Annotated in this window: 32 protein-coding genes and 1 pseudogene; 19 read left to right on the forward strand and 14 right to left on the reverse strand. The window is 44.8% G+C overall.

What is annotated here, in order from left to right:
• The coding region (locus ICN15_RS00005) for an IS3 family transposase (RefSeq protein ID WP_216201464.1) at positions 1 to 83 on the forward strand (83 nt) is incomplete at its 5' end.
• 129 nt (positions 84 to 212) lie between these two features.
• Positions 213 to 533, forward strand: coding sequence for a hypothetical protein (locus ICN15_RS00010; protein ID WP_216200472.1), 321 nt, complete (start codon positions 213 to 215; stop codon positions 531 to 533).
• A gap of 112 nt (positions 534 to 645) precedes the next feature.
• Here the strand turns inward: ICN15_RS00010 and ICN15_RS00015 are convergent, their stop codons facing one another.
• Positions 646 to 1,041: a DUF4399 domain-containing protein gene (locus ICN15_RS00015; protein WP_216200473.1), complete on the reverse strand. Its 396-nt coding sequence runs from the start codon at positions 1,039 to 1,041 to the stop codon at positions 646 to 648.
• A 187-nt stretch (positions 1,042 to 1,228) separates the two neighbouring features.
• Between ICN15_RS00015 and ICN15_RS00020 the strand changes: the two genes are divergently transcribed.
• Positions 1,229 to 1,885, forward strand: a complete 657-nt coding sequence (locus tag ICN15_RS00020; RefSeq protein WP_216200474.1) for a peroxiredoxin — start codon at positions 1,229 to 1,231, stop codon at positions 1,883 to 1,885.
• 66 nt (positions 1,886 to 1,951) lie between these two features.
• On the opposite strand, the gene ICN15_RS00025 is transcribed toward ICN15_RS00020, so the two are convergent.
• On the reverse strand, positions 1,952 to 2,308 hold the full coding sequence (locus tag ICN15_RS00025; RefSeq protein ID WP_216200475.1) for a cupin domain-containing protein: 357 nt from the start codon (positions 2,306 to 2,308) through the stop codon (positions 1,952 to 1,954).
• 28 nt (positions 2,309 to 2,336) lie between these two features.
• Entirely contained in the window at positions 2,337 to 2,702 is a 366-nt protein-coding gene (locus ICN15_RS00030) for a cytochrome c5 family protein (RefSeq protein ID WP_216200476.1), read from the reverse strand.
• 348 nt (positions 2,703 to 3,050) lie between these two features.
• Here ICN15_RS00030 and ICN15_RS00035 point away from each other — a divergent pair, with 348 nt between their 5' ends.
• From ICN15_RS00035 to ICN15_RS00045, 3 genes and pseudogenes are all read left to right on the forward strand, one after another.
• Complete coding sequence (locus ICN15_RS00035) at positions 3,051 to 3,698, forward strand: cytochrome b/b6 domain-containing protein (protein ID WP_216200477.1); 648 nt, start codon at positions 3,051 to 3,053, stop codon at positions 3,696 to 3,698.
• Positions 3,699 to 3,752: 54 nt separating this feature from the next.
• Positions 3,753 to 4,649, forward strand: a pseudogene (locus ICN15_RS00040) (cation diffusion facilitator family transporter).
• A 174-nt stretch (positions 4,650 to 4,823) separates the two neighbouring features.
• Positions 4,824 to 5,849, forward strand: coding sequence for a fumarylacetoacetate hydrolase family protein (locus tag ICN15_RS00045; protein ID WP_216200478.1), 1,026 nt, complete (start codon positions 4,824 to 4,826; stop codon positions 5,847 to 5,849).
• Positions 5,850 to 5,951: 102 nt separating this feature from the next.
• On the opposite strand, the gene ICN15_RS00050 is transcribed toward ICN15_RS00045, so the two are convergent.
• Positions 5,952 to 8,186: a xanthine dehydrogenase family protein molybdopterin-binding subunit gene (locus ICN15_RS00050; protein WP_216200479.1), complete on the reverse strand. Its 2,235-nt coding sequence runs from the start codon at positions 8,184 to 8,186 to the stop codon at positions 5,952 to 5,954.
• A gap of 11 nt (positions 8,187 to 8,197) precedes the next feature.
• On the reverse strand, positions 8,198 to 8,695 hold the full coding sequence (locus ICN15_RS00055) for a (2Fe-2S)-binding protein (protein ID WP_216200480.1): 498 nt from the start codon (positions 8,693 to 8,695) through the stop codon (positions 8,198 to 8,200).
• Between the two features lie 177 nt (positions 8,696 to 8,872).
• On the opposite strand from ICN15_RS00055, the gene ICN15_RS00060 reads away from it, so the two are divergent.
• The 9 genes from ICN15_RS00060 (at position 8,873) to ICN15_RS00100 (ending at position 14,393) form a co-directional block, all read left to right on the forward strand.
• Positions 8,873 to 9,439 carry an SRPBCC family protein gene (locus ICN15_RS00060; RefSeq protein ID WP_216200481.1) on the forward strand — a complete coding sequence of 189 codons (567 nt, stop codon included), beginning with the start codon at positions 8,873 to 8,875 and terminating at the stop codon, positions 9,437 to 9,439.
• Between the two features lie 127 nt (positions 9,440 to 9,566).
• Positions 9,567 to 10,250: a haloacid dehalogenase type II gene (locus ICN15_RS00065; RefSeq protein ID WP_216200482.1), complete on the forward strand. Its 684-nt coding sequence runs from the start codon at positions 9,567 to 9,569 to the stop codon at positions 10,248 to 10,250.
• A gap of 6 nt (positions 10,251 to 10,256) precedes the next feature.
• Positions 10,257 to 10,766 (forward strand): HPP family protein, encoded by a 510-nt coding sequence (locus tag ICN15_RS00070; RefSeq protein ID WP_216200483.1) that lies wholly within the window; start codon positions 10,257 to 10,259, stop codon positions 10,764 to 10,766.
• Positions 10,767 to 10,901: 135 nt separating this feature from the next.
• Positions 10,902 to 11,486 carry a histidine phosphatase family protein gene (locus tag ICN15_RS00075; protein ID WP_255532797.1) on the forward strand — a complete coding sequence of 195 codons (585 nt, stop codon included), beginning with the start codon at positions 10,902 to 10,904 and terminating at the stop codon, positions 11,484 to 11,486.
• A 33-nt stretch (positions 11,487 to 11,519) separates the two neighbouring features.
• The gene (locus ICN15_RS00080; RefSeq protein WP_216200484.1) at positions 11,520 to 11,966 is read left to right on the forward strand and encodes a hypothetical protein; all 447 of its coding nucleotides are present in this window, start codon (positions 11,520 to 11,522) and stop codon (positions 11,964 to 11,966) included.
• A 195-nt stretch (positions 11,967 to 12,161) separates the two neighbouring features.
• Entirely contained in the window at positions 12,162 to 12,689 is a 528-nt protein-coding gene (locus ICN15_RS00085) for a DUF1003 domain-containing protein (RefSeq protein WP_216200485.1), read from the forward strand.
• A 27-nt stretch (positions 12,690 to 12,716) separates the two neighbouring features.
• Positions 12,717 to 13,277, forward strand: a complete 561-nt coding sequence (locus ICN15_RS00090; RefSeq protein WP_216200486.1) for a peroxiredoxin — start codon at positions 12,717 to 12,719, stop codon at positions 13,275 to 13,277.
• A 50-nt stretch (positions 13,278 to 13,327) separates the two neighbouring features.
• A complete protein-coding gene (locus ICN15_RS00095) occupies positions 13,328 to 14,080 on the forward strand; it encodes a transporter substrate-binding domain-containing protein (protein ID WP_216200487.1) in 753 nt (250 codons plus the stop codon).
• 73 nt (positions 14,081 to 14,153) lie between these two features.
• The gene (locus tag ICN15_RS00100; protein WP_173961168.1) at positions 14,154 to 14,393 is read left to right on the forward strand and encodes a hypothetical protein; all 240 of its coding nucleotides are present in this window, start codon (positions 14,154 to 14,156) and stop codon (positions 14,391 to 14,393) included.
• Positions 14,394 to 14,441: 48 nt separating this feature from the next.
• Here ICN15_RS00100 and ICN15_RS00105 read toward each other — a convergent pair whose 3' ends face one another.
• The 4 genes from ICN15_RS00105 to ICN15_RS00120 are packed head-to-tail and all read right to left on the reverse strand — an operon-like array spanning position 14,442 to position 16,238.
• Positions 14,442 to 15,089, reverse strand: a complete 648-nt coding sequence (locus ICN15_RS00105) for a histidine phosphatase family protein (RefSeq protein WP_216200488.1) — start codon at positions 15,087 to 15,089, stop codon at positions 14,442 to 14,444.
• Complete coding sequence (locus tag ICN15_RS00110) at positions 15,086 to 15,481, reverse strand: GNAT family N-acetyltransferase (protein WP_216200489.1); 396 nt, start codon at positions 15,479 to 15,481, stop codon at positions 15,086 to 15,088. Before ICN15_RS00110 ends, ICN15_RS00105 begins: the two co-directional genes overlap by 4 nt.
• On the reverse strand, positions 15,478 to 15,984 hold the full coding sequence (locus tag ICN15_RS00115; protein ID WP_255532799.1) for an MOSC domain-containing protein: 507 nt from the start codon (positions 15,982 to 15,984) through the stop codon (positions 15,478 to 15,480). Before ICN15_RS00115 ends, ICN15_RS00110 begins: the two co-directional genes overlap by 4 nt.
• A gap of 59 nt (positions 15,985 to 16,043) precedes the next feature.
• The gene (locus tag ICN15_RS00120) at positions 16,044 to 16,238 is read right to left on the reverse strand and encodes a hypothetical protein (protein ID WP_216200490.1); all 195 of its coding nucleotides are present in this window, start codon (positions 16,236 to 16,238) and stop codon (positions 16,044 to 16,046) included.
• A 119-nt stretch (positions 16,239 to 16,357) separates the two neighbouring features.
• On the opposite strand from ICN15_RS00120, the gene ICN15_RS00125 reads away from it, so the two are divergent.
• Complete coding sequence (locus ICN15_RS00125; protein WP_255532800.1) at positions 16,358 to 16,642, forward strand: DUF2798 domain-containing protein; 285 nt, start codon at positions 16,358 to 16,360, stop codon at positions 16,640 to 16,642.
• A gap of 37 nt (positions 16,643 to 16,679) precedes the next feature.
• Positions 16,680 to 16,928 carry a hypothetical protein gene (locus ICN15_RS00130; RefSeq protein WP_216200491.1) on the forward strand — a complete coding sequence of 83 codons (249 nt, stop codon included), beginning with the start codon at positions 16,680 to 16,682 and terminating at the stop codon, positions 16,926 to 16,928.
• Position 16,929: 1 nt separating this feature from the next.
• On the opposite strand, the gene ICN15_RS00135 is transcribed toward ICN15_RS00130, so the two are convergent.
• The 4 genes from ICN15_RS00135 to can all read right to left on the reverse strand — a co-directional run bounded on the left by ICN15_RS00135 (position 16,930) and on the right by can (position 20,988).
• Positions 16,930 to 18,558: a peptide chain release factor 3 gene (locus ICN15_RS00135; RefSeq protein ID WP_370625404.1), complete on the reverse strand. Its 1,629-nt coding sequence runs from the start codon at positions 18,556 to 18,558 to the stop codon at positions 16,930 to 16,932.
• 51 nt (positions 18,559 to 18,609) lie between these two features.
• Positions 18,610 to 19,347, reverse strand: a complete 738-nt coding sequence (locus ICN15_RS00140; protein WP_216200492.1) for a pseudouridine synthase — start codon at positions 19,345 to 19,347, stop codon at positions 18,610 to 18,612.
• A gap of 79 nt (positions 19,348 to 19,426) precedes the next feature.
• Positions 19,427 to 20,314 carry a lipid A biosynthesis acyltransferase gene (locus tag ICN15_RS00145; RefSeq protein ID WP_216200493.1) on the reverse strand — a complete coding sequence of 296 codons (888 nt, stop codon included), beginning with the start codon at positions 20,312 to 20,314 and terminating at the stop codon, positions 19,427 to 19,429.
• An 8-nt stretch (positions 20,315 to 20,322) separates the two neighbouring features.
• A complete protein-coding gene (gene can / locus ICN15_RS00150) occupies positions 20,323 to 20,988 on the reverse strand; it encodes a carbonate dehydratase (RefSeq protein ID WP_216200494.1) in 666 nt (221 codons plus the stop codon).
• 22 nt (positions 20,989 to 21,010) lie between these two features.
• Between can and ICN15_RS00155 the strand changes: the two genes are divergently transcribed.
• Positions 21,011 to 21,307 carry a DUF167 domain-containing protein gene (locus ICN15_RS00155; protein WP_216200495.1) on the forward strand — a complete coding sequence of 99 codons (297 nt, stop codon included), beginning with the start codon at positions 21,011 to 21,013 and terminating at the stop codon, positions 21,305 to 21,307.
• 3 nt (positions 21,308 to 21,310) lie between these two features.
• Here ICN15_RS00155 and ICN15_RS00160 read toward each other — a convergent pair whose 3' ends face one another.
• Entirely contained in the window at positions 21,311 to 22,207 is an 897-nt protein-coding gene (locus ICN15_RS00160; protein ID WP_370625405.1) for an aspartyl/asparaginyl beta-hydroxylase domain-containing protein, read from the reverse strand.
• Positions 22,208 to 22,376: 169 nt separating this feature from the next.
• Between ICN15_RS00160 and ICN15_RS00165 the strand changes: the two genes are divergently transcribed.
• Entirely contained in the window at positions 22,377 to 22,757 is a 381-nt protein-coding gene (locus ICN15_RS00165; protein ID WP_216200497.1) for a hypothetical protein, read from the forward strand.
• Positions 22,758 to 22,832 lie beyond the last annotated feature (75 nt).

A 22,832-nucleotide genomic window follows, 5' to 3' on the forward strand; every position in this document is an offset into this window, starting at 1 on the left:
ACTACAACCATGATCGAATCAAAGAAAAGCTAAAGGGATTAAGCCCGGTGCAATACCGAACTCAATCCCTCGTGCTAACCTAACTAAACTGTCCAACTACTGGGGGTCAGTTCATGAGGGTGGCTTTTTCATTTGGGCTGGCAGATGAGATTCTTTAGGTCGGGATGATTTAGATACACTAATACTATCTTCTTCAACTCAACAGGCAGCAGATGATCAAAGTGCTTAAATTATTCATTGTTTGCCTTGCGGCTCTCTTGAGCTCTTGCGTTAATCCACCTCCTGCTGAGCAAAGCAATACTGGCATTCAGGGCGACAAGTTTTGGACTTTAGATTTCTTTCATTTTTACAAGGGCAAGCAAGCCCATACAGAAAGCCTAAAGTTTGCTAATAGAAGAGATTGTTTTGATGCCTTGTATCAAATGCAGGTCGACTCTAAAAAACAAAGCGGCCATAGTGGAGCAGGAATTTGCACTAAGCGCTTCGTGGAGGGGCAAAAGCGAACCCAGGACGACTTATTAGGCTATCGCTAAATCAGTCTTGTCCAGAGTAAGTCATCATAGGCCCTGGTCGATTTCGCCCCGGGCTACCAAGAAACAATAAAACCACCCTAGGGTGGTTTTTCATGTGCTTGGGTTGATAAGTCTATTTGACAACTACATCAATCGATTTAGATAGTTGGGAACCATATGACTGATGAGCACCATTTGCAAACTGCATAGTTAACTTATATTTACCAGGCGGAAGATTTACTACAGTTTCAGTTTGGCCTTTACCGAAATGAATATGTTTTTCATCCGCTGGGATCACAGCCCCACTTGGAATATTCTCAGCATTAATGAGTAAGTGATGGTGACCCGTATTGGCGGTCATATCACCTGCAGGCTGAACCGTCATTCCTGTTACAGCAAAAACTACTTTGAATGGGCTGGTAACAGTTGCGCCATTCTTGGGCTCAACAAAATCAACTGACTGTGCAAAGGCTGAATGGCTCGAAAGAATTAAGAGTGCGCCCGTAAATAATAAAGAGTGAAGTTTCATTAAAAGTCCTTAAGAATATTTTTGAATTAATGGATAATTTACATAGTACTGTTTTTTAGAAAAGTACGTTAGCGCTTACACAAAAGCCTTTTTAGTGATTAGAAATCCTCGTTCCTAGTCGATTCTGTCCAAATAAACATTGTGGCGTAGTATGGCTATAGCGTGACAACCATCCCAGGGAACGAATATGACATTACGAATTAACGATCTTTCGCCAAACTTTACGGCAGATTCTACGGCTGGTAATTTGACCTTACATGATTGGATCGGCGATAGCTACGCGATTTTGTTTTCTCATCCAAAAGACTTTACGCCTGTGTGTACAACAGAGTTTGGCGCGGTGGCAAAACTTGCCCCAGAGTTTGCCAAGCGAAATACCAAGGTAATGGGCGTTTCCGTAGACAGCGTGGACGATCATCAGAAGTGGAAAAAAGATATTGCTACCTTTGCTGGGGTGCCTGCAGATTTCCCAATTATTGATGACACTTCATTAAAGGTAGCCAAGCTCTACGACATGCTGCCGGCTGATGCCTATTTACCCGATGGCCGTACTCCTGCCCATAGTGCAACTGTGCGCACTGTGTTTATCATTGGGCCGGATAAAAAGTTACGCTTAACAATGGCCTACCCAATGTCGGTTGGCCGTAATTTTGCTGAAATTCTAAGGGTGCTTGATGCCATTCAGATTACTGATGGCGTTCCATTGGCAACTCCAGCAAACTGGGTTCCCGGCCAAGATGTAATAGTGGGCTTAGCTTTAAATGATGCGGAAGCCAGCGCTCGATTTGGCTCATTAGATATGAAGTTACCCTACTTACGTTACGCCAAAAATCCAAAAAAGTAAGTTACTTTAAAGCCCCCTCTAACAGGGGCTTCTCGCAAAAGCAGAGCCATGTTGAGCTAGCAAGACTTATTGATTGACTAGTAATTCATATCCCGATAAAGCGGGTGACACCACTGATATAAAGATCAGCGGCTCGGTTCCGGTGTTCAGGACGCCATGGGTTTCGCCTGCATGGGCGACTACAACATCACCGGCTTTAATGGCCTTTGTCGAACCAGCATTGTCTGTCTGATACTCGCCAATACCCGATTGAATAATCCAAGTGTCTTGTCCGTGAGGATGAAAATGGGCGCTAATTCGTTGCCCGGGATTAACGTGCCAAGCAATAACAGCAGAATCCCCTGATTCAGTGATAACTGAGCGAATAGGTTCGCCGATATTGGACTCTAGAAAGTTGCTACTTTTAAAAACCCGCTCCTTCATTGATCTCCCCCAATGTGATGAGTGAAAACTAAGACTTTGACGACTTTTTAGCTATTCGCTTATTAATATCTTTGAGCATGGCTTCGTCTGGCTCTCTCCAATTAGCCCCAACTTGATTTGCCATATAAACGACTGCGGATGCAAATTCAGTCACAGTGAGATCTGGCTTCCCGCCTTTTGCTGGCATCGCCCCTACACCGTGATAGCCATCAGAAGTAATGTGCGCTTGACCTTCTTTAATCAGCTTGCCCCACTGTTTTTTATCGCCCACCATGGGGGCCTTGTTCAGGCCAGTAGCATGACAGTTAGAACAAACCGCTTTATAGGTCTCTTCGCCGCCGGCAATGGAGCTTAGACTAAAAAAAGATAGGCAGAAGAATAGTAGATATTTCATAGTTGCTTGAGGTAAAAGTAAGTTATGTCGAGTTTATATTTGAATCATTATTTTTGCTGAGCCTAGCTAAGGCCTCAGCTTGATTCAGTGTCTCGTAGATCAAAAGCTATTTAAAACGACATTTCACTCTTATTTGACTGAAATCAAGCAATCAGCAACTTATTATTTTTAAAACAGCATTATCCATTGTATTGGGCGCATACTGAATTGATAAGTAAGCGAGGTGCATCGTCATGATGAAAAGACAGTTCTTAGTTTCAGCGCTATTCAGTTTTGCAGAGTTAGCATTTTCTGCAACCCCCGCGGATTACTAAGGGGCCATGAAGCCTATATGAGGACGCTCGTAAAATGAATACTTCCAATCCAAAAAAACCAGTCCTAGTTTGGGACTTTCCGGTCAGAGTTTTTCATTGGCTATTAGTGATTTCTTTTGCGGGAGCATGGTTCACTTCAGAAGGCGAGTCACAACAAATGGTTCACTATGCTTTTGGCTATTCAGCCTGCGCATTAGTTCTCTTTAGAGTCATTTGGGGGATGGTGGGCACAAGGTATGCTCGCTTTACCGAGTTTATTAAAGGTCCCACAGAAACTCTGCATCATCTCAAGTCGTTATTCACAGGCAATCAACATCTTGGACTTGGGCACAATCCTGTAGGTGCATTAGTAATGATTTCACTAATGATCTTGATCTTGCTAATCGGTTTAACCGGCTATTGGAGTGTTAAAGAATACCTCGGGGAATATATGACTGGGGCACATGAAGCTATTTCTAGCCTAGCTTTGGGGTTTGTTGCTATTCACGTGGCCGCCGCAATCATTATGAGCTTTTTACAAAAAGAAAATTTAGTTAAATCAATGATAACGGGTACAAAACAGGGCGCCCCAGAACAGGCTATTCGTTATCCAATGTATTTGGTTGGCCTAAGCCTTGTGATCGCGTGGGCCTATTCTTTTTATTTAGTAGTTAACGGATCTTTGCAGGGCTTGACGCAATAGATGGCCAACATCTAGCGATCTGAACATTTCATGTGAGTTTGATAATATCTTCGGATGAATGAAAATCTAGTAGATCACGAATCACAAACGCCAGAAAAGCAGGGGGCCGCTAAACGTAGCACTTTAGTGAGCGTGGTTGTAAATATCGGCTTAACAGTTTCACAAGTGTTCGCCGGTATTGTGTCTGGCTCCCAAGGCTTGATTGCCGATGGCATTCATTCTGCAACAGATTTAGTGGCTGATTTTGTTGTGCTTTTTGCTAATCACCATAGCGCTAAAGATGCAGATGAAGACCATCAATAGGGGCATCAACGATATGAAACTGCAGCCTCTCTATTTTTAGGAATTTCTTTATTGGCTGTTGGTGCAGGGATGCTGTTCAAGGCCGGAGAAAAAATTATCGACCCTGTGCCTGCCGGGCAAATTCAAATTCTCGCTTTGTATGTGGCCTTGGCCTCCTTGGTAGCGAAAGAGTTACTGTTTAGATACATGTTGGCCGTAGCCAAGCAAGTTCGATCGTCTATGCTGGTAGCGAATGCCTGGCACGCAAGATCTGATGCTGCCTCTTCATTGGTTGTTTCCATTGGTATTGTTGGCGCCTTATTAGGGCACCCCATCTTTGATGCTATTGGTGCTTTAGTGGTTGGCTTGATGGTCGCTAAAATGGGTTGGAAATTCGGTTGGGATGCCTTACATGATTTGATGGATAGAGCTATATCGGAAGAAGAGCATATGCAAATAGTGAAAATCATTCAATCTACGGATGGCGTTCGAGGCTTTCATGATCTCAGAACACGCAAGATGGGCGATATGATTCTGGTTGACGTGCATATTGATGTCGATGCAAATGCCTCTGTCCAGGTTGGACATGACATTGCTCTTAGGGCTGGAAATCAAATCAAGAAAGAGTTGCCAGTTCTCAATGTCATGACTCATATTGACCCCGTATAGAAAATATCTAAAACAGCAAAATAGATTTGCGATTGTTGCGTCATTCGACACCTGACAGTCAAGCTATCGCGTCCCGGATTCAGGGGTAATCCCTAGGCTGACGATTTTTAAGCTCGTGTTAGATTCTTATCCAGAGCAAAAATTTCAATCATCAGCATTCAATCTGGAGAGACTATGAGCAATCAGCGACGTGAATTTCTAAAGGTATCTGCCCTCGCTGGCGGAGCGGCTTTGACAACTCCTTTTATTGCAAATCAGGCTGAGGCTGCTGGCCCGGGGGCAGGCGCTGTGAGGATTGCTAATCCAGAGATGGCTAAGAATCTGACGGTGCTTAACTATAAAGCCAATAATCAATATGTTTTAGGCGTAAAGACTGGGAGAGGAATCTTAGATGTTGCTAAAGCAGCTAAACAATTTAAGGTAAAGGCGCCAACTACGACTGATGATTTGATTCAGAATGGTGATCAGGGCTTAGGCAAGTTAGTTAGCTTGGCATTGAGTAAAGGCGGACCAAATTTGTTTTTAGATGAAAGCAAAATTGAATTTGCGCCTGCGGTTACGAATCCAGAGAAGATCATCTGCGTGGGATTGAACTATGCCAAACACGCTAAGGAAACGAACAATCCCATACCAACGTTACCCATTTTGTTTAATAAATTTAATAACACCCTCAATAGCCATAATGGCGTTGTAAGGGCATCATTAGTCAATGCAGAAAAGTTTGACTACGAGGCAGAGCTAGTGATTGTGATGGGCAAGCGTGCATACAATGTTAGTGAGGCCGACGCTTTGTCCTATGTTTTTGGTTATGCTACCGGGCAAGACTTCACCGCAAGAGAACTACAACAACGCAGTAGCCAGTGGATGATTGGTAAAACCAATGATGGTTTTGCACCCATAGGCCCGTACATTTTGACCTCAGACCTAGTCGGCAATCCAAATCAACTCAAGATTGAACAATACGTTAATGGCGAAGTGCGTCAGTCATCGAATACGAACGACATGGTCTTTAATTGTGCTCAGATTGTGAGTTACACATCGAAGATCTTTACGCTAGAACCAGGTGACATTATTTTCACGGGCACCCCAGAAGGCGTAATTACAGGCTATCCCAAAGATAAGCAGGTTTGGTTAAAGCCCGGCGATAAACTTGAAACGCGTATTGAGAAGTTAGGTAACCTCAAATTTACTGTAGCTTAAGCCAGCAGAAAGAGATGTGGCTGCTGGCTAGGCCTAACCTTACTTCTCGCTCCAGGTAGGCTCAATCCCTCAATCAAGATTGAGCCTAGCTCTGGTACCTCATCACGCCAGGCTGAGATTTTCTTTATAAAGCGGAAAGTTTCTAACAGGTCTGCCAATCGCAGCAGAAATAGCATTTGCTACGGCCGGACCAACAACACAAATGGTGGGCTCGCCGACCCCGCCCCAGAAGTCATAGGTAGGAACAAGGACTACTTCAACACGAGGCGTTGAGGACAGCTTGAGCAGCGGATAAGAATCTAAATTCTGTTGTTTGATGCGCCCATTTTCTACCGTGATCTCTGGACTGAAAATGGCTCCTAGTGCCATTACCACCGATCCTTCGATCTGTTCACGAGTCAAATAGGGATTCACAACATGTCCCGAATTCAAAGCAAATACCAATCGATTGATGGTGACGATGTTGCCCTTCATGGATACTTCAGCAACTGCGGCAGAATAACTTGCATAACCCATAAACTGAGCAATACCACGGTGAACTCCGGGCGCCGTAGGTTTACCCCAATTACCCATCTTGGCGGCTGCATTTAGGACTCCAAGATGTTTCGGATGGTTTTGCATTAGGGCTTGGCGGAACTGCAAGGGATCTTTATTGGCTGCTTTGGCGCACTCATCCATAAAGCATTCCATAAAGATGCCATTTTGATTTGTATTGACGCCACGCCATGGACCAACTGGCACGTGCGAGTTTTTCATTACATACTCAGTCAATAGGGTTGGGAATTGATAGCCCAACTGCGCATCGGGACCCTTCTCATAAAGGCCTTGTAATTGACGCTCATCTTTACCATTTTTAATTGCTGATGGTGTAGCCCTGGCATTGATGGATGGACCGGCAACTTTAATATGCATGCCGGTCAAGTTACCAGCGACATCAAAGCCAGCCGTCATCTTAGCCATGGCAGTCGGGTGATAGAAGTCGTGCGTCATATCCTCTTCCCGACTCCAGATCACCTTCACCGGCACGCCAGGATATTGTTGTGCAACCTTAGCTGCGTAGCTCACAAAATCTTGAGTTGAGCCACGACGACCCAGTCCAGTACCTGAGTCTAATTTATATACTTCACACTTCTCTAAAGGGATGCCGGTAGCTTCGGATAGGGCGGCAAGAGAGCCTTCGCCATTTTGTGTTGGTACCCAAGCCTCTACTCGATCGCCAGTGATTTTGACGGTGGTATTCATGGGCTCCATATTGACGTGAGCACAATAGGGTGTGAAATAAATCGCCTCAACCTTTTTAGCGGAGGATGCAATTGCACCTACAGCATCACCTTCCTTGCGTTGCCAAAAATCCCCTTGTTCATCTAGTCCATCACGCATGGTCTTATTAATATTGGACGAGGAGATATTTGCACCTGCACCTTCATCCCATACGATTGGTAAAGCATTCAGTGCGGTATTGGCACGCCACCAAGTATCAGCGACTACTGCGACTATGCTGTCGTTAATTTTGACAACGCCTTTGACGCCACGCAAATTCTTTACTTTTGCTTCGTCATAGCTCACTAACTTACCGCCAAATACCGGACAAGCTTTGATGGAGGCGCAGAGCATTCCTGGAAACTGCAAATCCAGTCCATACACTTTAGTGCCATTAACCTTATTTGCTGTGTCAATGCGAGCATAGGGTTGTCCGGCAACCTTCCAAGTTCTTGGATCCTTTAAGGTAATCGACTTTGGGTCGGGAGGCGTCAGGGTTGAAGCACGCTCAGCCACTTTTCCATAAGTTGTTTTACGACCTGTTGGTACGTGAGTAATTACTCCCTTATTGACTGTTAATTCTCCAATAGGAACGTTCCAATTGTCTGCTGCTGCTTGTACCAGCATGATGCGTGCAGCTGCAGCGCCGCGACGTACATAATCCTCGGAGATCCGAATGCCTCGGCTACCACCAGTGCCATGCTCTCCCCAAACCCGCTTACGCGCCAAACTTTGTCCTGGTGTAGGAGATTCTGTAGTGACTTTCTTCCAGTTGCACTCTAATTCTTCCGCAACTAATTGTGCCAAACCGGTACGGGTACCTTGACCCATTTCTGAGCGGGCAATTCTGATCACCACAGTATCATCGGGCTTAATAGATACCCAGGCATTTACCTCGGGCTCGCCCGTTTTCATGGGGGTGTTTTGGTCGTATGTACTATTGGCTTGCGCCAGCGCAAGATCTGGCCAAGCCCCAAGCCCCAGCATCAAGCCGCCACCTACAAGGGACCCCTTGATGATGAAATCACGACGAGAAGCACTTGCCAACAGGCTGGTATTTTCTGTATTAGTTGTCATCTCAGGCCCCCTTATCCACGTGTCTTAGTTGAGGCATCATATTGCGCGAGAACTTCTTCAAGCTTCTTCTGCCCAGATGCCACATGAATACCATCGCGTACTTTTTGATAAGTGCCGCAACGACAGACATTAGTCATTGCATTATCAATATCGGCATCAGTAGGCTTAGGAATTTTTTTGAGTAAAGCTGCGGCTGCCATTACTTGACCAGACTGACAGTAGCCACACTGAGGTACATCCAAAGCAATCCATGCTTTTTGTACCGGATGAGAATTATCTTTTGAGAGTGCTTCGATTGTGACGATTTTCATACCACCTACCGCTGAAACGGGAATGGAGCAAGAGCGCACAGGTTCACCATTCATATAGACGGTGCAGGAACCACACTGTGCAATCCCGCAACCATATTTAGTGCCCGTAAGTCCAACGACTTCACGAATCGCCCACAACAAAGGCATATTAGGCTCCACATCGATATTGTGGATTTCCCCATTAATGGTTAATTGCATTGCTGTCTCCTTGAGTGCCTTAAGATGCTTTTTAGTTATTAATTGCCTTATTTATTTCAAATGACTATAAATCATTCCTTGAATAAATTCAGTAGTTGATTGGCGCTGCAGTAAAAACCCTCAGTAAGCGCTAGGATCGCTTTAAACGGCGAATTCCATCTGACTCTAAAATGAAGGATGAAATGGCTTTTCTCCCTAATGCTGGTTTTGTTTGTCACCCTGAGTCATGCTGAAGAAAATGCAAACCCGTTTGATATTCAGGTGAGCATAACTCCAATAAATGGCCGATTTCAAATTAATGCCAGTTACGTTGTTCCTATCAATATCTGTAGTGCTTACAGTTTTATTACAGACTATGAGGGCTCAAAAAATATTCCGGGAATTATCGAGGCGACCGTGATTTCAAGGGCTGGTAATAAGGTACGCGTCCGCAGGGTAATTGAGGAGGAGGTGCTTTTTTTCCACATCTCGATGAAGTCCCTTGTCGAATATACCGAGACTCCAAATGAATTGGTCAGCTTTGAGCAGCTGAGTGGTGATGCTAAGTTTTATAAGGGTGCTTGGAAATTGGTGCCAAATGGCAACAAAACAACCTTTAAGTACAACAGCTTGCTGGAGCTGGACTCCATCATTCCATCAGTCATAGTCGAATACTTTATGAAAAATAATATGCGCGGGCGATTGGGCTCGATGGCTCTCAGAGCCTCTCAACAAAGACCTGCTGAAGTGGGAGCTTGTAAATAGCCCTCCTAGTTCACTTGAACCTGGTTTTATTTAGCGCGGTGGATTGGGCTTGTTCGCCAGAAAAAATTTCTCTGGTAATAGGGTTTTAAACGACAATAGAAATTAACTATAAAAATAAGGGGACAGTATGTACAAGCTAATCGCTTTTGATGCCTATGGAACATTGTTTGATGTGTATTCCATGGGGCAATTAGCAGAAGAGCTGTTTCCAGGGCATGGTCAGGCCTTTGCTTTGATGTGGCGTGATCGTCAAATCGAATACACCCGCTTGGTGACAATGAGCGACCCCAATCCGAAAGGCAGCAAACACTACCTTCCATTTTGGGAGCTGACGATTCGTTCTTTGCGGTACGTCTGTAAGCGAATGAGTTTAAATCTCACGCCAGAATATGAACAGCGACTGATGGATCAGTATGCCAAGCTCACTGGTTTTGAAGATAGCATCACTGTTCTCAAGGCAATTAAAGAAAAGGGTATTGCTACGGCTATTTTATCTAACGGCAGTAGAGAGATGTTGGCGACCGTGGTTGAGAGTAATGGCCTGAAACCCTATTTAGATCAAGTCGTCACGATTGAGGATATACGGTTATTTAAAACGGACCCACAAGCTTACGCGCTTTTACTAAAAGCATTCCCCGTCAAAAAAGAAGAAATTCTGTTTGTCTCTAGCAACGCTTGGGACGCTTTAGCGGCCAAGTGGTTTGGCTTTGATGTGTTTTGGGTCAACCGGCTCGGACATCCTTTTGAAGAGATTGGGGAGAAGCCCAATTACGAAGGAAATTCTTTATCTGCAGTATTAAAAGTAGTTTAATTTGTCATGGGAAAAATTCATGTACTGCGTCTATTGTGGGTGCTGACTGGCTCTACAGTAGCCATCTCATTGGCACTCTATTGCACTCATGCATCCTCCCCGCTACTGCTCGCATCTCTTGGTGGAACCACTTTATTTTTATTTGTCCTCTCCACGATTCCAGCTGCTCAGCCTAGGGCTGTATTTGGAGCCCACTTGTTCAGCAGTCTCATTGGGGTTATTGCATTTCAATTATTTGGCGATGGACTTTGGGTAATGGTGGTGGCAGTAGTGATTACGATTGGTGTTTTATTATTGACGAGAACTGTTCATCCTCCAGCAGGCGCTAACCCACTCATTATGATTCAGGCGCACGCTAATTTTTCGCATATCGGATTTACCGTTTTATTCGGAGTTCTCATTATTTCAGCAGTCGCTTTTATTTGGAGTCGCCTGGGAGTTGGTAAAAAGAAGTATCCCGTCTCATGGACTCAGCCCTCGCCACCCTCTCTGAATTGGAGTATTTGGGGAGATTAACAAAGTATGTTTTTGTATCAAGGCCCCAGGACCATGCAATGACTCTTTTTGTGCGTGATGTTTTCTTTGTGACAGCAAGATGATGAGCCATGGATTACTATGAGAACTCCTAAAAGCACTAATAAAAGTATATTAATGAGTTGGTTCAGCCGAATAATCGCCCTGATTGTTTTTATGATGAGCAGCCTCTTTTCTGTAGAGCAGGCAATGGCGTCTTTGGCTGGTGACTTACAAGATGGCCAACATGTTCTGCTAATGCGCCATGCTGATGCTCCGGGATATGGTGATCCTGCAGGATATGTACTTAGCCAGTGCTCAACCCAGCGCAATTTGGATGATTACGGTAAAAAGCAATCAAGGGTTATTGGAAATTGGTTAAGTAATCAGGGTCTCCAGAATGCCCAGGTCTTTAGTAGTCCATGGTGCAGATGTCTAGATACGGCAACCCTTCTCAATAAAGGCCCAGTCAAGATTGAGCCCGCATTAGGATCGTTTTTCGATAACATGAGTCTTGAAAAGAAACAAACCAAAGAGTTAGAAGCGCTCATCAAAAATATATTAAGTCAGCAATCAAAGAAGCCCACTATTTTTGTAACTCATCATGTGAATATTCAGGCTTTCACTGGTAAGGTCGTAGGGGTGGGCGATATGGTTTTAGTAAAAGTGAATAAAAATGGGGAATATCTTTCACACGTGATGTATCCAAGCCCTACGCCCTAGGGTATCAATTAATTAATTTAAAAAGGCTTTTTTATGAAACATTTTTTATTGATCTTTTTATTGGCCCTCTCCTTAATTGGGTCGTCTCAAGCGGCAGATTCAACGCCAGCCAAATCCGACCCAACTTGGTTAACGGAATCACGCGCAAGCATTAAAGCTGAAAAATACGATCAGGCCATTAAGCAATTGCAGAGCGCTAACGACACAAGCTCCGCAGACTGGAATAATTTGATGGGCTACAGTCTGCGTAAGAAGCAGCCACCTGATTTGGTTGGGGCAGAAAAGTACTATCAAGCCGCATTAAAAATAGATCCGAATCATCGGGGTGCTCTTGAATATTATGGAAAGCTAAAGTTAATCAACAATGATCTACCTGGAGCTGAGGCTCTATTGGCTAGGCTAGACAAGGTCTGTACTTTTGGGTGCGAGGAATACTCCGACCTGAAGGCGGCCGTACAAAAATATAAGTCCAGCAAGTAGAGTCATGCAGATTGGGCTCTAGCATTGGATTTGCGGAGCATATTGATCTACATTGTTGAGATCAATGTGCTCCCGTTGTGTTTTATTAAGCGCGATGGGAGCTCAATTTAAAATTCATTCAGTAGCCCGCGCCTGAAATAAAACGATGAATTACCCTTGTTATGAGCGTAAAGTATCTATATAAAGCGAGGGACTATGACTGCACTGACACCCACCACTAAAGAATTACAAGTACTAGAGGCGCTGCGGGCTCATAGAAGAAGGCATCGCCAAGATTTTCCTAGCAAGATTTCTAGTCATGTTTCAGATGAGGTTTTAGGGCTTACGACGGGCCAGAAAATTTCTGATGTCGTTGCTAAGATGGTGGGCTCATGGAAATTTATCATTATTCAGAGCATCTGTATTCTTGCTTGGATTAGCTACAACTCTATCAATAATGGAAATACATGGGATCCATACCCCTTTATTTTGTTGAACCTGATGCTATCTTTTCAGGCAGCATACACCGCCCCAGCAATTATGATGAGCCAAAATCGACTGTCAGAAATTGATCGTCAGCAGGCTAGTAATGACTTTGAGATCAATGTGAAAGCGGAGTTAGAAATTGAGCTACTGCATCAAAAAATTGATTTGATGAAAGAAAAAGAGCTATTTGCATTAACGCAAGCAGTAGAAATCTTAAGTCAGAAGCTCGATAATATGAGAGGCCGCACCAATAGTTAAGATAAAAAATAAGATAAAGTGACGACTATGACCAATCTCAATCAATTGCCCACAGACTTACCTATTCCCCAAGATGACGGGGCTGCCAATCACTTGGTTGGTATGCGATTACCCAACATGCTGCTAGCTTCAACCACTGGTAAACAGTTGAACTTGGGCGAGATCTCCGGTCGGCTAGTCATCTACTGCTATCCAATGACAGGTCAGCCCAATGTTGCCTTGCCAGATGGGTGGGATCAGATTCCTGGTGCAAGGGGATGCACGCCGCAAAGCTGTTCATTTCGGGATCATTACCAAGAACTTCAGGCGCTTGGTGCAGAAGTCGTCGGGCTGAGTGTGCAATCTACCGAATATCAACAAGAGATGGCGGATCGTTTGCATTTACCATTTCCGATAGTCAGCGACCTTGATTATCAATTTCAGCGGGCACTGCAATTGCCTACGTTTGTTGCTGCCGGCATGACTTTATTAAAACGCATTACCTTAATCGCGAATGATGGCGTGATCGAGGCTGTTCATTACCCAATATTTCCAAGTGACAGTGATCCAGCATGGGTAATCAAGCATTTAAAAAATATCCCCGCTTGATATTTTGAATCTGTAATAGCTTTGGCAGGTAATCCAATTTGGACTACATCATGAGACTTGTTCGCCTAATCATCTCCTCGCTAGCGATTCTATTGATTCTTGGAGCCTGCTCCAAAGAGGAGCAATCCAATGTAATCAAAGTGGCCGTATCTCCCGCGATTCCACCAATGCTGTTTGAGAAAGATGGCAAATACACTGGGATGGACCTGGAGATATTTGAGGGATATTGCAAGTCGCGGGGCTGTACATTTAAAATGACCGCTTACGATTGGCTCGGCATGTTAGGTGCAGTCACTAGCGGACAAGCAGATGTTGCCTTCTCGGGAATCTCAATTACTGACAAGCGCAAAGAGGTCATGGATTTTTCTAATCCCTATTTCACCAGCACTTGGCAGCTCATTGGATTAAAAAATCGCAATATCAAAATCACTGATTTATCACAGCTCAAGAAATACTCTATTGCCTATCCAAGAGGTAGTGTGTTTGATGATTACGTAAAAACCATATTGCAGCCTAAGGGCTATTACTCAGTCGACCAAGTCAAGTTATATCCGTCTCCGGCAGAAGCCTTAATTGCATTACAAAACGGGAACGTGGATTTAGTATTTGTTGACAGTGTCATGCTGGTTAATTATCAGAAAGCATTAGATCTGCCAGTGAGTAGCAGCTACCAAGTGGTGGGATTCGACAACCTCGGTTTTGCTTTTAAGAAGGGCTCAAATTTGCGAAATGACTTTAATCTTTATCTCAAAGAGCTGGGGCCAGAAAAGCTGAATATGATGATGAATCGTTGGGCACAATAAATACAGTCGATGACATATTAATAGGTTAAAGTGCAACTTAAGCTAATTAATTCAATAATTTATAAGGAGATGTATGTCCCATCATGACAAATTAATTGCCGCTTTTGAGGCCTATCAATCAGAGAATGAAAAGTTTCAGGGAAAAGGAGTTAAAGCTTCTGCAGCCCGGGCTCGTAAGGCTTTGCAAGAAATTGCTGGTTCTTGCAAAGAGCGCCGTAAAGAAATTACTGCTGAAAAAGAAGCGCTCGAGGGTAAGCCAAAGGGCGAGGGAATGTCACAAGATGCTGCGCGTCACGCGCACATCAGAAAGTAAGCTTCTTTCTGAAAAGCCAAAAATCACCTTCACGAAGGTGATTTTTTATTAGAGGTCCACATTTTCTAAGGCGGGACCCTCGAGGTGTCGGGTGTCACCCCATTGCTCTACTGACCAGCCACTATCTTGCTGATAGGTAATCCAATTGAATGAGGCGTTTGGGACTGAGGCCACACGTTCAGTATTTAAAGCTTGATTGCTGGCAATGCGAAACATCATATCGATCGTGCCGCCATGACTCACAATCACAACGGTTTTACCAGCATGTTGTTCCTGAATCCAATCTAAGATCTGTTGGACTCGTGTGGCAAGTTGCTGAATACTTTCACCACCCTCGAGTTCATGGTCTAGGTCGCGAGTAATGTGCGCCTGCCAAAGATCTGGCCTGAGTGCGGGCGCCTCACTAATCGATAGCCCCTGAAGTGCTCCAAAATGACGCTCTCTTAAAGAGCTATCAACCTGAGCCTTTACGGCAAATAATTCAACAACTGCATTAGCGGTGTCAGCTGCTCTTTTAAGATCGCTGGTATAAAGTGCATCAAATGTGACTTCTGCATCTTTTAGTGCTTGGGCCATTTGACGTGCCTGTCTTTCCCCTTTTACATTCAGAGGGATATCAGTATGCCCTTGGAGGCGCTGCTCAGAATTCCATGCGGTCTCTCCATGGCGGATAAGGCAAAGTCTTGTTGTGGTCATTTTTTCATCATCCATGCCCTTGGGTTGTGCTCGAAGCCAAGATGTTCATAGTAGGCATTTGCTTTCGGAGCGGCGAGAAGCACAATCATGCAACTGAGCCCCAAGCGCGCCTTAGTTTCTTCAATCAAACGCTTTCCTATTCCTTGTCGCTGATACTGTTCATCCACAGCAAGGTCAGCTAAATAAGCAACATAGGCAAAGTCTGTCAGACTGCGGCTAATTCCTACCAATTGCTCCCCATCCCATGCTGAAATGATGAGGTTAGCATTGGCCAGCATGGCTGCAAAGGTATCTACATTGTCGATTGGACGACGCTCCCCAAGAGTCGATCGAGTGTAAAGGTCGATTGCTTGCTCGGGGCTGATGCTTGCATGCTCGGTATAGGTGATCATTTGTTTCCAGCAGTGGGAAGAGTAAGAAGATCTTTGGCAGTAATAGATCCAGACTCCAGCGCTTCGGCCCTAATTCCGCCACGAGCTTTAAAGGCGTTTATGAAATCAGGTCTAGCTAATAATTTAGCAGGTCTTTGGCAGGGTTCGCATAGCTCAGTACCTTTGAATGCGAGCCCACCTAAATAAAAAATCTTTCCAACTAGGCTATTGAGCTCATCAGAAGAAAGATGGTCGATCACAATATTTCTACGTGTATCGCCTACACTAAAGAGAGTATGTTGATTAGCCAGTAATTGGAGATTCGCATCTGCTATGCCTGAGAGGGCGATGAGAGAGACATGACGTATTTTTGGTTTAGAGATGGAGAATGCTCCAATACCTGCCGCATAGCGATCTCCAACGATTCCCTGACCAGTAACGATGTCGGCCCGTTCTATCTTCATCATCGGTTGACCGGCTAGACTGGCAATATAGAGTGAGTGGATGTGTGGAGATGCTTTCATTATGAGAGCATATTACATAAGAAAAAGCCCCGGTAATTTCGGGGCTTAATGCTTAGTGCTTACGCGGCGACTGGGGCTGGAGTTGGACCAGCTTTATTGAGGGCCCTTTGAATCTTCGCCTTCTCTTTGGGCTTAGTGCTTGAGTCAAGAAGCTTGGTTAATTGAGCAACATTGAGCGGCCCTAATCTGGCTTTGCCAGTTTTGGTGACCATGGAGTCATTTTTTCTATTTCTTTGGTTTTGGCCAGCAGCCATATAGATTCCTAGAGTATTGGAATGATGAATCTTTGAGCATGCTCGGCAGATTCCCCTATCTAGGGCGCAGAATAGTGATCACAAATCAGAATAACAGTTAAGTGGTCTAGGCGCTATGATTGCAGTACGTCGAACATCCTTATTTTCCTAGCCCCAATTTGTTGAATGTTGAAATCATGATTAATATCCCCAATCTTATTTTTGCTGTGATCATGGGCGGCCTGATGTCCTTGAGCATCACATTAGCAACAACCTTAGTTCGAGTAGGGGCAGCCCACGATTTCTTTTGGGTATGGCTTGAGGTTTGGTCCATAGCCTATCCTGTCGCAATTATTTGTATTCTGATTTATCGCCCTTTTGTCAGCAAGGCCACTACTGTTCTAGTGAATAAATTAAAGCGATAAGACCATGCAATCGATGTATCAAACAAGAAGATTTTTAATGAAACACCTAAAATGGATTGCCTTACTAAGCATTCTCAGTTTGAGTGCTTGCGCTGCCGTTTATACCGATGCTTCAGATGCAAATCAGGTGACTTTTCTCAATAGTGATGGTGAATCCATAGCATCACTAACGCAAAAAGCAAATGCGTATTGTGCGCAATATGGCAAGACCGCATCCTTTAGAAAGAGTGCTACCCAGCTCGTGGCTGTATTTGATTGCAATTGGCCGCAAGCCAGCCCGCGTTAATTTAACCAGCTAGGTCTGATTGATAGATTAGGCCGGCGTGCTCTCTTAAAGCATGGAATTGAATCGATTCCCAGCGTTGTTGGGCAACATCTAACTCAGATTTATGACTGGCTAAAAATACCGATGCACCCACAACGTCTTCGGCCATACGGTGAATATTTTCTTGAATGAATTTTTTTAGTGCTACCGGATCTTCTGAGCTTACCCAGCGTGCCAGGTTGTAGCGCGCAGGAAGCAAGCGAACCTCAGCGCCGTATTCAGTTTGCAAGCGATGGCTAACTACCTCAAACTGTAGCTGACCAAATGCGCCCAGCAACATCGTGCCACCCATCATGGGGCGAAATACCTGAATCGCCCCCTCTTCGCCGAGCTGCATTAAGCCAGTCCGTAACTGTTTAGAGCGTAATGGATCTGCCGACTCTACCATGCGGAAAATTTCTGGTGCAAAAAATGGTAAGCCGGTGAATTGCAGCTGCTCACCTTCAGTGAGCGTATCACCGAGCCTCAGGAGACCATGGTTTGGTAGGCCAATGATATCGCCGGGAAAGGCCTCATCCAAGATGTCGCGTCGTTGCGATAGAAAAGACAAGGCATTATTGGTCCGCACCTCTTTGCCGTTACGACAAATCTTAAGTTTCATGCCACGCTGAAAATGCCCAGAGCAAATACGTAAGAAGGCAACACGATCTCGATGGGCTGGATCCATATTCGCCTGAATCTTAAAGACAACTGCAGAGAATTTATTTTCAGCCGGGCTAACTTCCCTTTGTAAAGCCTTGCGCGATCCCGGTGATGGTGCAAGCTCAACTAAAGTATTGAGAATTTCTCGTACACCGAAATTATTAATAGCTGAGCCAAAGAAAACGGGTGACTGACGCCCGGCTAAAAATGCCTCACGATCAAACGCAGGCATCGCATTTTTAATTAAGTCTACTTCCGCAAGTGCATTTTCAAGATCAGTCCCTAAACGCTCTTTTAATGCAGGGTCGTTGATATCAACGATCGCATGCGAGTCTTCCGTTACGCGATCTTCACCCGCTTTAAACATGCGCATTTGGGAGTTAGCAATATCGATTACGCCGGCAAATGATTTACCCATACCCACAGGCCAAGTAAACGGCACCACCTCAATACCGAGCGCAGTTTCAATCTCGTCCATTAACTCCATGGGCGGCTTTACCTCGCGGTCCATTTTGTTGATGAAGGTGACGATTGGAGTGTTGCGTGCACGGCAGACTTCAAGTAGGCGCAGGGTTTGTGATTCAACGCCATTGGCGGCATCAATCACCATGAGCGCTGAATCCACTGCAGTAAGCACACGATAAGTATCTTCCGAGAAATCTTGGTGCCCTGGCGTATCTAGAAGATTAATAATGCAATCGCGATATTCCATTTGCATTACAGAGCTTGCTACTGAAATACCCCGTTGCTTTTCAATCTCCATCCAGTCTGAAGTTGCGTGCCGACTGGCCTTACGAGCCTTCACACTGCCAGCGATTTGAATGGCGCCTGCGTAGAGCAAGAGTTTCTCTGTGAGGGTAGTTTTGCCCGCATCTGGGTGAGAGATGATAGCAAAGCTACGGCGCCTTAAAACTTCTGCGCCAGGAGTGCTGGGGGTAATAGTGTCGATGGGAATTCTGCGCCTAATCTAGTAAACAGAATTATAAGCGGGCAGCGCCTTTTAGAATTGCTCTTCAGGCCTGACAAAGCGCCATTTGCCGGGAGGCAGGGCGCCAAGAGAAAGTTTACCCATGCGTACCCGTTTCAGCCCCAGCACTTTGAGGCCTACCATCTCGCACATTCGACGAATTTGACGCTTACGCCCCTCACGCAAAACAAAGCGGAGTTGATCTTCATTTTGCCAACTTACTTGAGCTGGCTTTAGTACGACACCATCCAATTCCAGACCATGTTTTAACCGGTCTAGATCTGCAAAAGAGAGTGCACCTTCAACGCGGACCAAATATTCCTTCTCGATGGGGCTATTTTCTCCAATGAGGAGTTTTGCAATCCGCCCATCTTGTGTCAAGACCAACATTCCAGTGGAGTCAATATCAAGACGACCAGCAGGCGCGAGACCGCGAGTATTAAATCGAGGATTTCGACCTTTATCCAGCGGACTGGCAAAGTAGTTTTCTGGGGTGATCAATGAGGCAGCGGGTTGGTACTCTTGCTCATCATCAAAGTGGGAGATAAAGCCCACCGGCTTATTCAGAATGACGGTAATCCGGGATGCTTGTTGTGCTTTAGCACCAGACTGCAACTCAATCTTCTGATGACGAAATGCCCGAGAGCCCAACTCATTAACTACTTCGCCGTCAACTGTAACCAAGCCTTGTTCAATGTAAGAGTCTGCTTCCCGACGGGAGCAGAGACCTAGCTCAGAAAGTAGCTTAGAGACGCGTATTTTTTCTTCCATCACCACATTATCGGGCAATTGCCCGAGTAAAGACTAGGTTCTGATGATAGGAGCGCTACAAGTAACCGCTTCTGAGGCTCTAATAAGGACTAGCCTCGTTGAAAGGCCTATTCTTAAAACGCTTATGTACCCAATAGTATTCGGCAGGCCGAAGCCGTATTTCTTGTTCAAAAATCTGGTTTAGCCTTGCAGTATCCTCTTCAGGGTTGTCGGTGGGGAAGTTCTCTAGGGGCTTGCTAATCTTACAGAGATATCCAGCTTCATTTTCTTTCAAGGTTGTAATCATCATGCAGACTTGTGCGCCCGTGATTTTTGCAAGGCGTGATACCGCCGTGATGGTATTGGTTTGAATATTAAAGAAGGGGGCGAATGTAGAGTCCTTGATGCCCAAATCAATATCGGGCGCGATGATGATGAAGCTGCCTCTCCGGATTTCTCGAATGAGCTCAAGAGAGTGCCCTTGTCGATCAATAGAGTTGCCACCAAAACGATTACGCCACTCAATAATTTTCTGGTTGAAAAATGGACTTTTCATTCTCTGGAAAAAACCAGAGGTGCGTGGCCAACCTTTGTCTTTTGCTAGAGCGCTCAAAATAATACTGCCCTCAATGCCGATGAAGTGCATATTTACTAAGATGCGGGGTTGTCTATCGCTGAGGTTTACCTCCGATTGAATTTCGATCATATCTGCTAACTGCTGTTTGCTACCAAGCCAAATAATGCTTTTTTCTACAAGGCTACGACCCAGTAGTCGCCAATGTTGTTTTCTGAGTTGATTGATCTCTAGTGCCCCGAGTTCCGGGAAGCAGAGTTCTAGATTTTTTTGAACTACGCGATTGCGACTATTGGGAATATGTGCTGCTAGGTATCCTAATCCATAGCCTAGTGAGACTAGGGTCTTGTAAGGAAGAGATGCCAAAAATCTGAGTAAAGCGACTCCAGACCAGTTTGAAAAGTTTTTAAGCAAGGCTAAATTTATTCGGCGTCAAAGCGGGATAAAGATTTGGTGTAGCGCAGATTCATTTCTTCGGTGGAGCTAATCGACATCCCCAAATCATTTACCAGACCAGTTTCAAGGCGATAGGCCCAACCATGAATCGTTAGCTCCTGGCCCCTCGCCCAGGCATCTTGCACGATAGTAGTCTCACAAACATTGACAACTTGCTCAATGACATTGAGTTCGCATAAGCGATCTTGACGTTTCGGAGTAGAAAGAAGATCTCCGAGGTAACGCTCATGTTTTTGATGAACATCTTTTACGTGGCGCAACCAGTTATCAGCAAGACCAATGCGTCTATCAGTGAGGGCGGCATGAACACCAGAGCAACCATAGTGACCCACTACTAAAATATGCTTCACCTTAAGCAGGTCAATTGCGAACTGAATGACTGATAAGCAATTGAGGTCAGTGTGTACCACTACGTTAGCAACGTTGCGGTGAACAAAGAGCTCGCCTGGAAGTAGGTTCACAATCTCATTTGCCGGAACTCGACTATCGGAGCAACCAATCCAAAGATATTCTGGCGCTTGCTGAGAAACTAGGCGCTTAAAAAAATCGGGATCTTTGGCAATCTTGGCCTCAGCCCATTCGCGATTATTTGCAAATAACTGGTTTAAGGCGCTGGAGTTCTTCATAATCATGCTTTGAGTTTAAAGGACTTTAATGGCGCCAATCTGGTTAAAACAAACCCCAACTGGTATTGCCCTTAATTTGCATTGCCAGCCAGGCGCAAAGCTGACGAGGGTGGTTGGTTTGCATGATGGTTGTCTCAAGATATCGCTTCAAGCTCCCGCCCAAGACAATAAGGCGAATGAGATGCTTTTGGCCTGGCTTTCCCAGCAGTTGCGGGTGCCTCAAAAACAGATTCAGTTGTTATCCGGACAAAGTAGCCGTGTTAAGCGAGTCGAAATCTGGGGTTCAATCACCCCGGAGCAAATTATTGAAGCACTAAGCCCCTAATGCTCACCAAAATACGGCCCACAAAATGCCTAAAATTAAAACCCATTTACCGACGTAGTAAATGCTCCGATGCCTTGCTTTGAGCTTTTTTGCTTGCGCCCGTAAGTGATAAAAATACTTAAACAGAATATTGACCAGCCCAAGCTTTTCTCCTGCCACATTCTGAGAGGCGGCGGCGCTCATGATGTAGCGCCCAAACCAGCGATTTAATAATTGCATCAATTTGGTGTGGACTGGGCGTTCCACATCGCAAAATAAGACGATACGTTGATGATCAGTTTCATTTGCGGCATAGTGAATATAGGTTTCATCGAACATGACCGGCTCACCATCCTTCCAGTAATAACGCTCACCATCTACGTCAATAAAGCATTTAGGGTCATTGGGAGTAACTAAGCCAATGTGATAGCGGAGCGAGCCTGCATAAGGGTCTCGATGACGTACCAAGGTTGCTCCCGGCGGCAAGGATGCGAACATCGCGGCCTTGATGGAGGGGATGGATTTCAGTAATGCTACCGTTTTAGGGCAACTCGCTTGTGCTGAAGACATTTCCTTACCGTACCAATAGAGATGAAAACGCTTCCAGCCTGTCCGAAAAAAGGAGTTAAATCCAATATCGTTATATCCCGTTGCCACCGCAATAGCGCCATCTGCGTTCAAGGCAAGCGCCTCATCACGAATGACTTGCCAATGATCTTGTAGAGACTTTAGTTCGGGAAAGTCCCTGGCTGGAATAAATGCTCCAGCCTTAGTTTTTGAGAATAAGTAGAGTAAACAATTGATTGGCGCTAGAAGCACTTGATAGTCTGTTAGTGAGCGCACCAAGCCAAATCGTACCTTGCCTCTAAAGTAGACATAAAGAGCGGAGACAACAAAAACGAGAAAGATGGCGTGACGAATTTCCATAAGATTGACCAATTAGCATTAACACCGCTATTTTAATTTGGATGGAGTGCTATTTCTCGCCTATTTCTATCATGATTATGCTCAAATAGAAGTTAAGGTCAGAGCAGACCACAGAGAATGCACCGAATGAGTGCTGTCGGGACAAATTGTTAAGGAAAAACACATGAACAGATTCGTAAAATGGCTTTTAAGCCTGGTATTCATTGGTTTGGCTGGTCTGGCGGCCTACACTTGGATTATGTTTAGCTGGAGCTACGGCAGTGGTGAGCGAGCTGGTTATGTACAGAAATTTTCCAACCGAGGGTATATTTGTAAAACTTGGGAGGGTGAGCTGGCGATGGTCTCTATGCCCGGAACCATGTCCGAAAAGTTCTTTTTTACAGTGCGTGATGATGCAGTAGCACAAAAAATTAATGACAATTTAGGCAAAAAAGTTGCTCTTAAATATGAACAGCACATTGGATTGCCTACAAGCTGTTTAGGAGATACCGAGTATTTTGTATCTGGCATTGTAGTTTTAGAAGAGAAAACAATGGGTAATTAAAAAAATTACTTCAACGTAGCTTTATTTTTATAATTTTTTGTGGTTAAAATCACATAAGCGCGATGTGCGCTTACA

This window comes from Polynucleobacter sp. CS-Odin-A6, from assembly GCF_018882095.1.
GTDB lineage: Bacteria > Pseudomonadota > Gammaproteobacteria > Burkholderiales > Burkholderiaceae > Polynucleobacter.

Excerpts from the sequence above, each read along its gene's own strand:
- ICN15_RS00010 (WP_216200472.1), top strand. The coding sequence starts at position 213 with ATGATCAAAGTGCTTAAATTATTCATTGTTTGCCTTGCGGCTCTCTTG.
- ICN15_RS00015 (WP_216200473.1), bottom strand. The coding sequence starts at position 1,041 with ATGAAACTTCACTCTTTATTATTTACGGGCGCACTCTTAATTCTTTCG.
- ICN15_RS00020 (WP_216200474.1), top strand. The coding sequence starts at position 1,229 with ATGACATTACGAATTAACGATCTTTCGCCAAACTTTACGGCAGATTCT.
- ICN15_RS00025 (WP_216200475.1), bottom strand. The coding sequence starts at position 2,308 with ATGAAGGAGCGGGTTTTTAAAAGTAGCAACTTTCTAGAGTCCAATATC.
- ICN15_RS00030 (WP_216200476.1), bottom strand. The coding sequence starts at position 2,702 with ATGAAATATCTACTATTCTTCTGCCTATCTTTTTTTAGTCTAAGCTCC.
- ICN15_RS00035 (WP_216200477.1), top strand. The coding sequence starts at position 3,051 with ATGAATACTTCCAATCCAAAAAAACCAGTCCTAGTTTGGGACTTTCCG.
- ICN15_RS00045 (WP_216200478.1), top strand. The coding sequence starts at position 4,824 with ATGAGCAATCAGCGACGTGAATTTCTAAAGGTATCTGCCCTCGCTGGC.
- ICN15_RS00050 (WP_216200479.1), bottom strand. The coding sequence starts at position 8,186 with ATGACAACTAATACAGAAAATACCAGCCTGTTGGCAAGTGCTTCTCGT.
- ICN15_RS00055 (WP_216200480.1), bottom strand. The coding sequence starts at position 8,695 with ATGCAATTAACCATTAATGGGGAAATCCACAATATCGATGTGGAGCCT.
- ICN15_RS00060 (WP_216200481.1), top strand. The coding sequence starts at position 8,873 with ATGAAATGGCTTTTCTCCCTAATGCTGGTTTTGTTTGTCACCCTGAGT.
- ICN15_RS00065 (WP_216200482.1), top strand. The coding sequence starts at position 9,567 with ATGTACAAGCTAATCGCTTTTGATGCCTATGGAACATTGTTTGATGTG.
- ICN15_RS00070 (WP_216200483.1), top strand. The coding sequence starts at position 10,257 with ATGGGAAAAATTCATGTACTGCGTCTATTGTGGGTGCTGACTGGCTCT.
- ICN15_RS00075 (WP_255532797.1), top strand. The coding sequence starts at position 10,902 with ATGAGTTGGTTCAGCCGAATAATCGCCCTGATTGTTTTTATGATGAGC.
- ICN15_RS00080 (WP_216200484.1), top strand. The coding sequence starts at position 11,520 with ATGAAACATTTTTTATTGATCTTTTTATTGGCCCTCTCCTTAATTGGG.
- ICN15_RS00085 (WP_216200485.1), top strand. The coding sequence starts at position 12,162 with ATGACTGCACTGACACCCACCACTAAAGAATTACAAGTACTAGAGGCG.
- ICN15_RS00090 (WP_216200486.1), top strand. The coding sequence starts at position 12,717 with ATGACCAATCTCAATCAATTGCCCACAGACTTACCTATTCCCCAAGAT.
- ICN15_RS00095 (WP_216200487.1), top strand. The coding sequence starts at position 13,328 with ATGAGACTTGTTCGCCTAATCATCTCCTCGCTAGCGATTCTATTGATT.
- ICN15_RS00100 (WP_173961168.1), top strand. The coding sequence starts at position 14,154 with ATGTCCCATCATGACAAATTAATTGCCGCTTTTGAGGCCTATCAATCA.
- ICN15_RS00105 (WP_216200488.1), bottom strand. The coding sequence starts at position 15,089 with ATGACCACAACAAGACTTTGCCTTATCCGCCATGGAGAGACCGCATGG.
- ICN15_RS00110 (WP_216200489.1), bottom strand. The coding sequence starts at position 15,481 with ATGATCACCTATACCGAGCATGCAAGCATCAGCCCCGAGCAAGCAATC.
- ICN15_RS00115 (WP_255532799.1), bottom strand. The coding sequence starts at position 15,984 with ATGAAAGCATCTCCACACATCCACTCACTCTATATTGCCAGTCTAGCC.
- ICN15_RS00120 (WP_216200490.1), bottom strand. The coding sequence starts at position 16,238 with ATGGCTGCTGGCCAAAACCAAAGAAATAGAAAAAATGACTCCATGGTC.
- ICN15_RS00130 (WP_216200491.1), top strand. The coding sequence starts at position 16,680 with ATGAAACACCTAAAATGGATTGCCTTACTAAGCATTCTCAGTTTGAGT.
- ICN15_RS00140 (WP_216200492.1), bottom strand. The coding sequence starts at position 19,347 with ATGGAAGAAAAAATACGCGTCTCTAAGCTACTTTCTGAGCTAGGTCTC.
- can (WP_216200494.1), bottom strand. The coding sequence starts at position 20,988 with ATGATTATGAAGAACTCCAGCGCCTTAAACCAGTTATTTGCAAATAAT.
- ICN15_RS00155 (WP_216200495.1), top strand. The coding sequence starts at position 21,011 with ATGGCGCCAATCTGGTTAAAACAAACCCCAACTGGTATTGCCCTTAAT.
- ICN15_RS00165 (WP_216200497.1), top strand. The coding sequence starts at position 22,377 with ATGAACAGATTCGTAAAATGGCTTTTAAGCCTGGTATTCATTGGTTTG.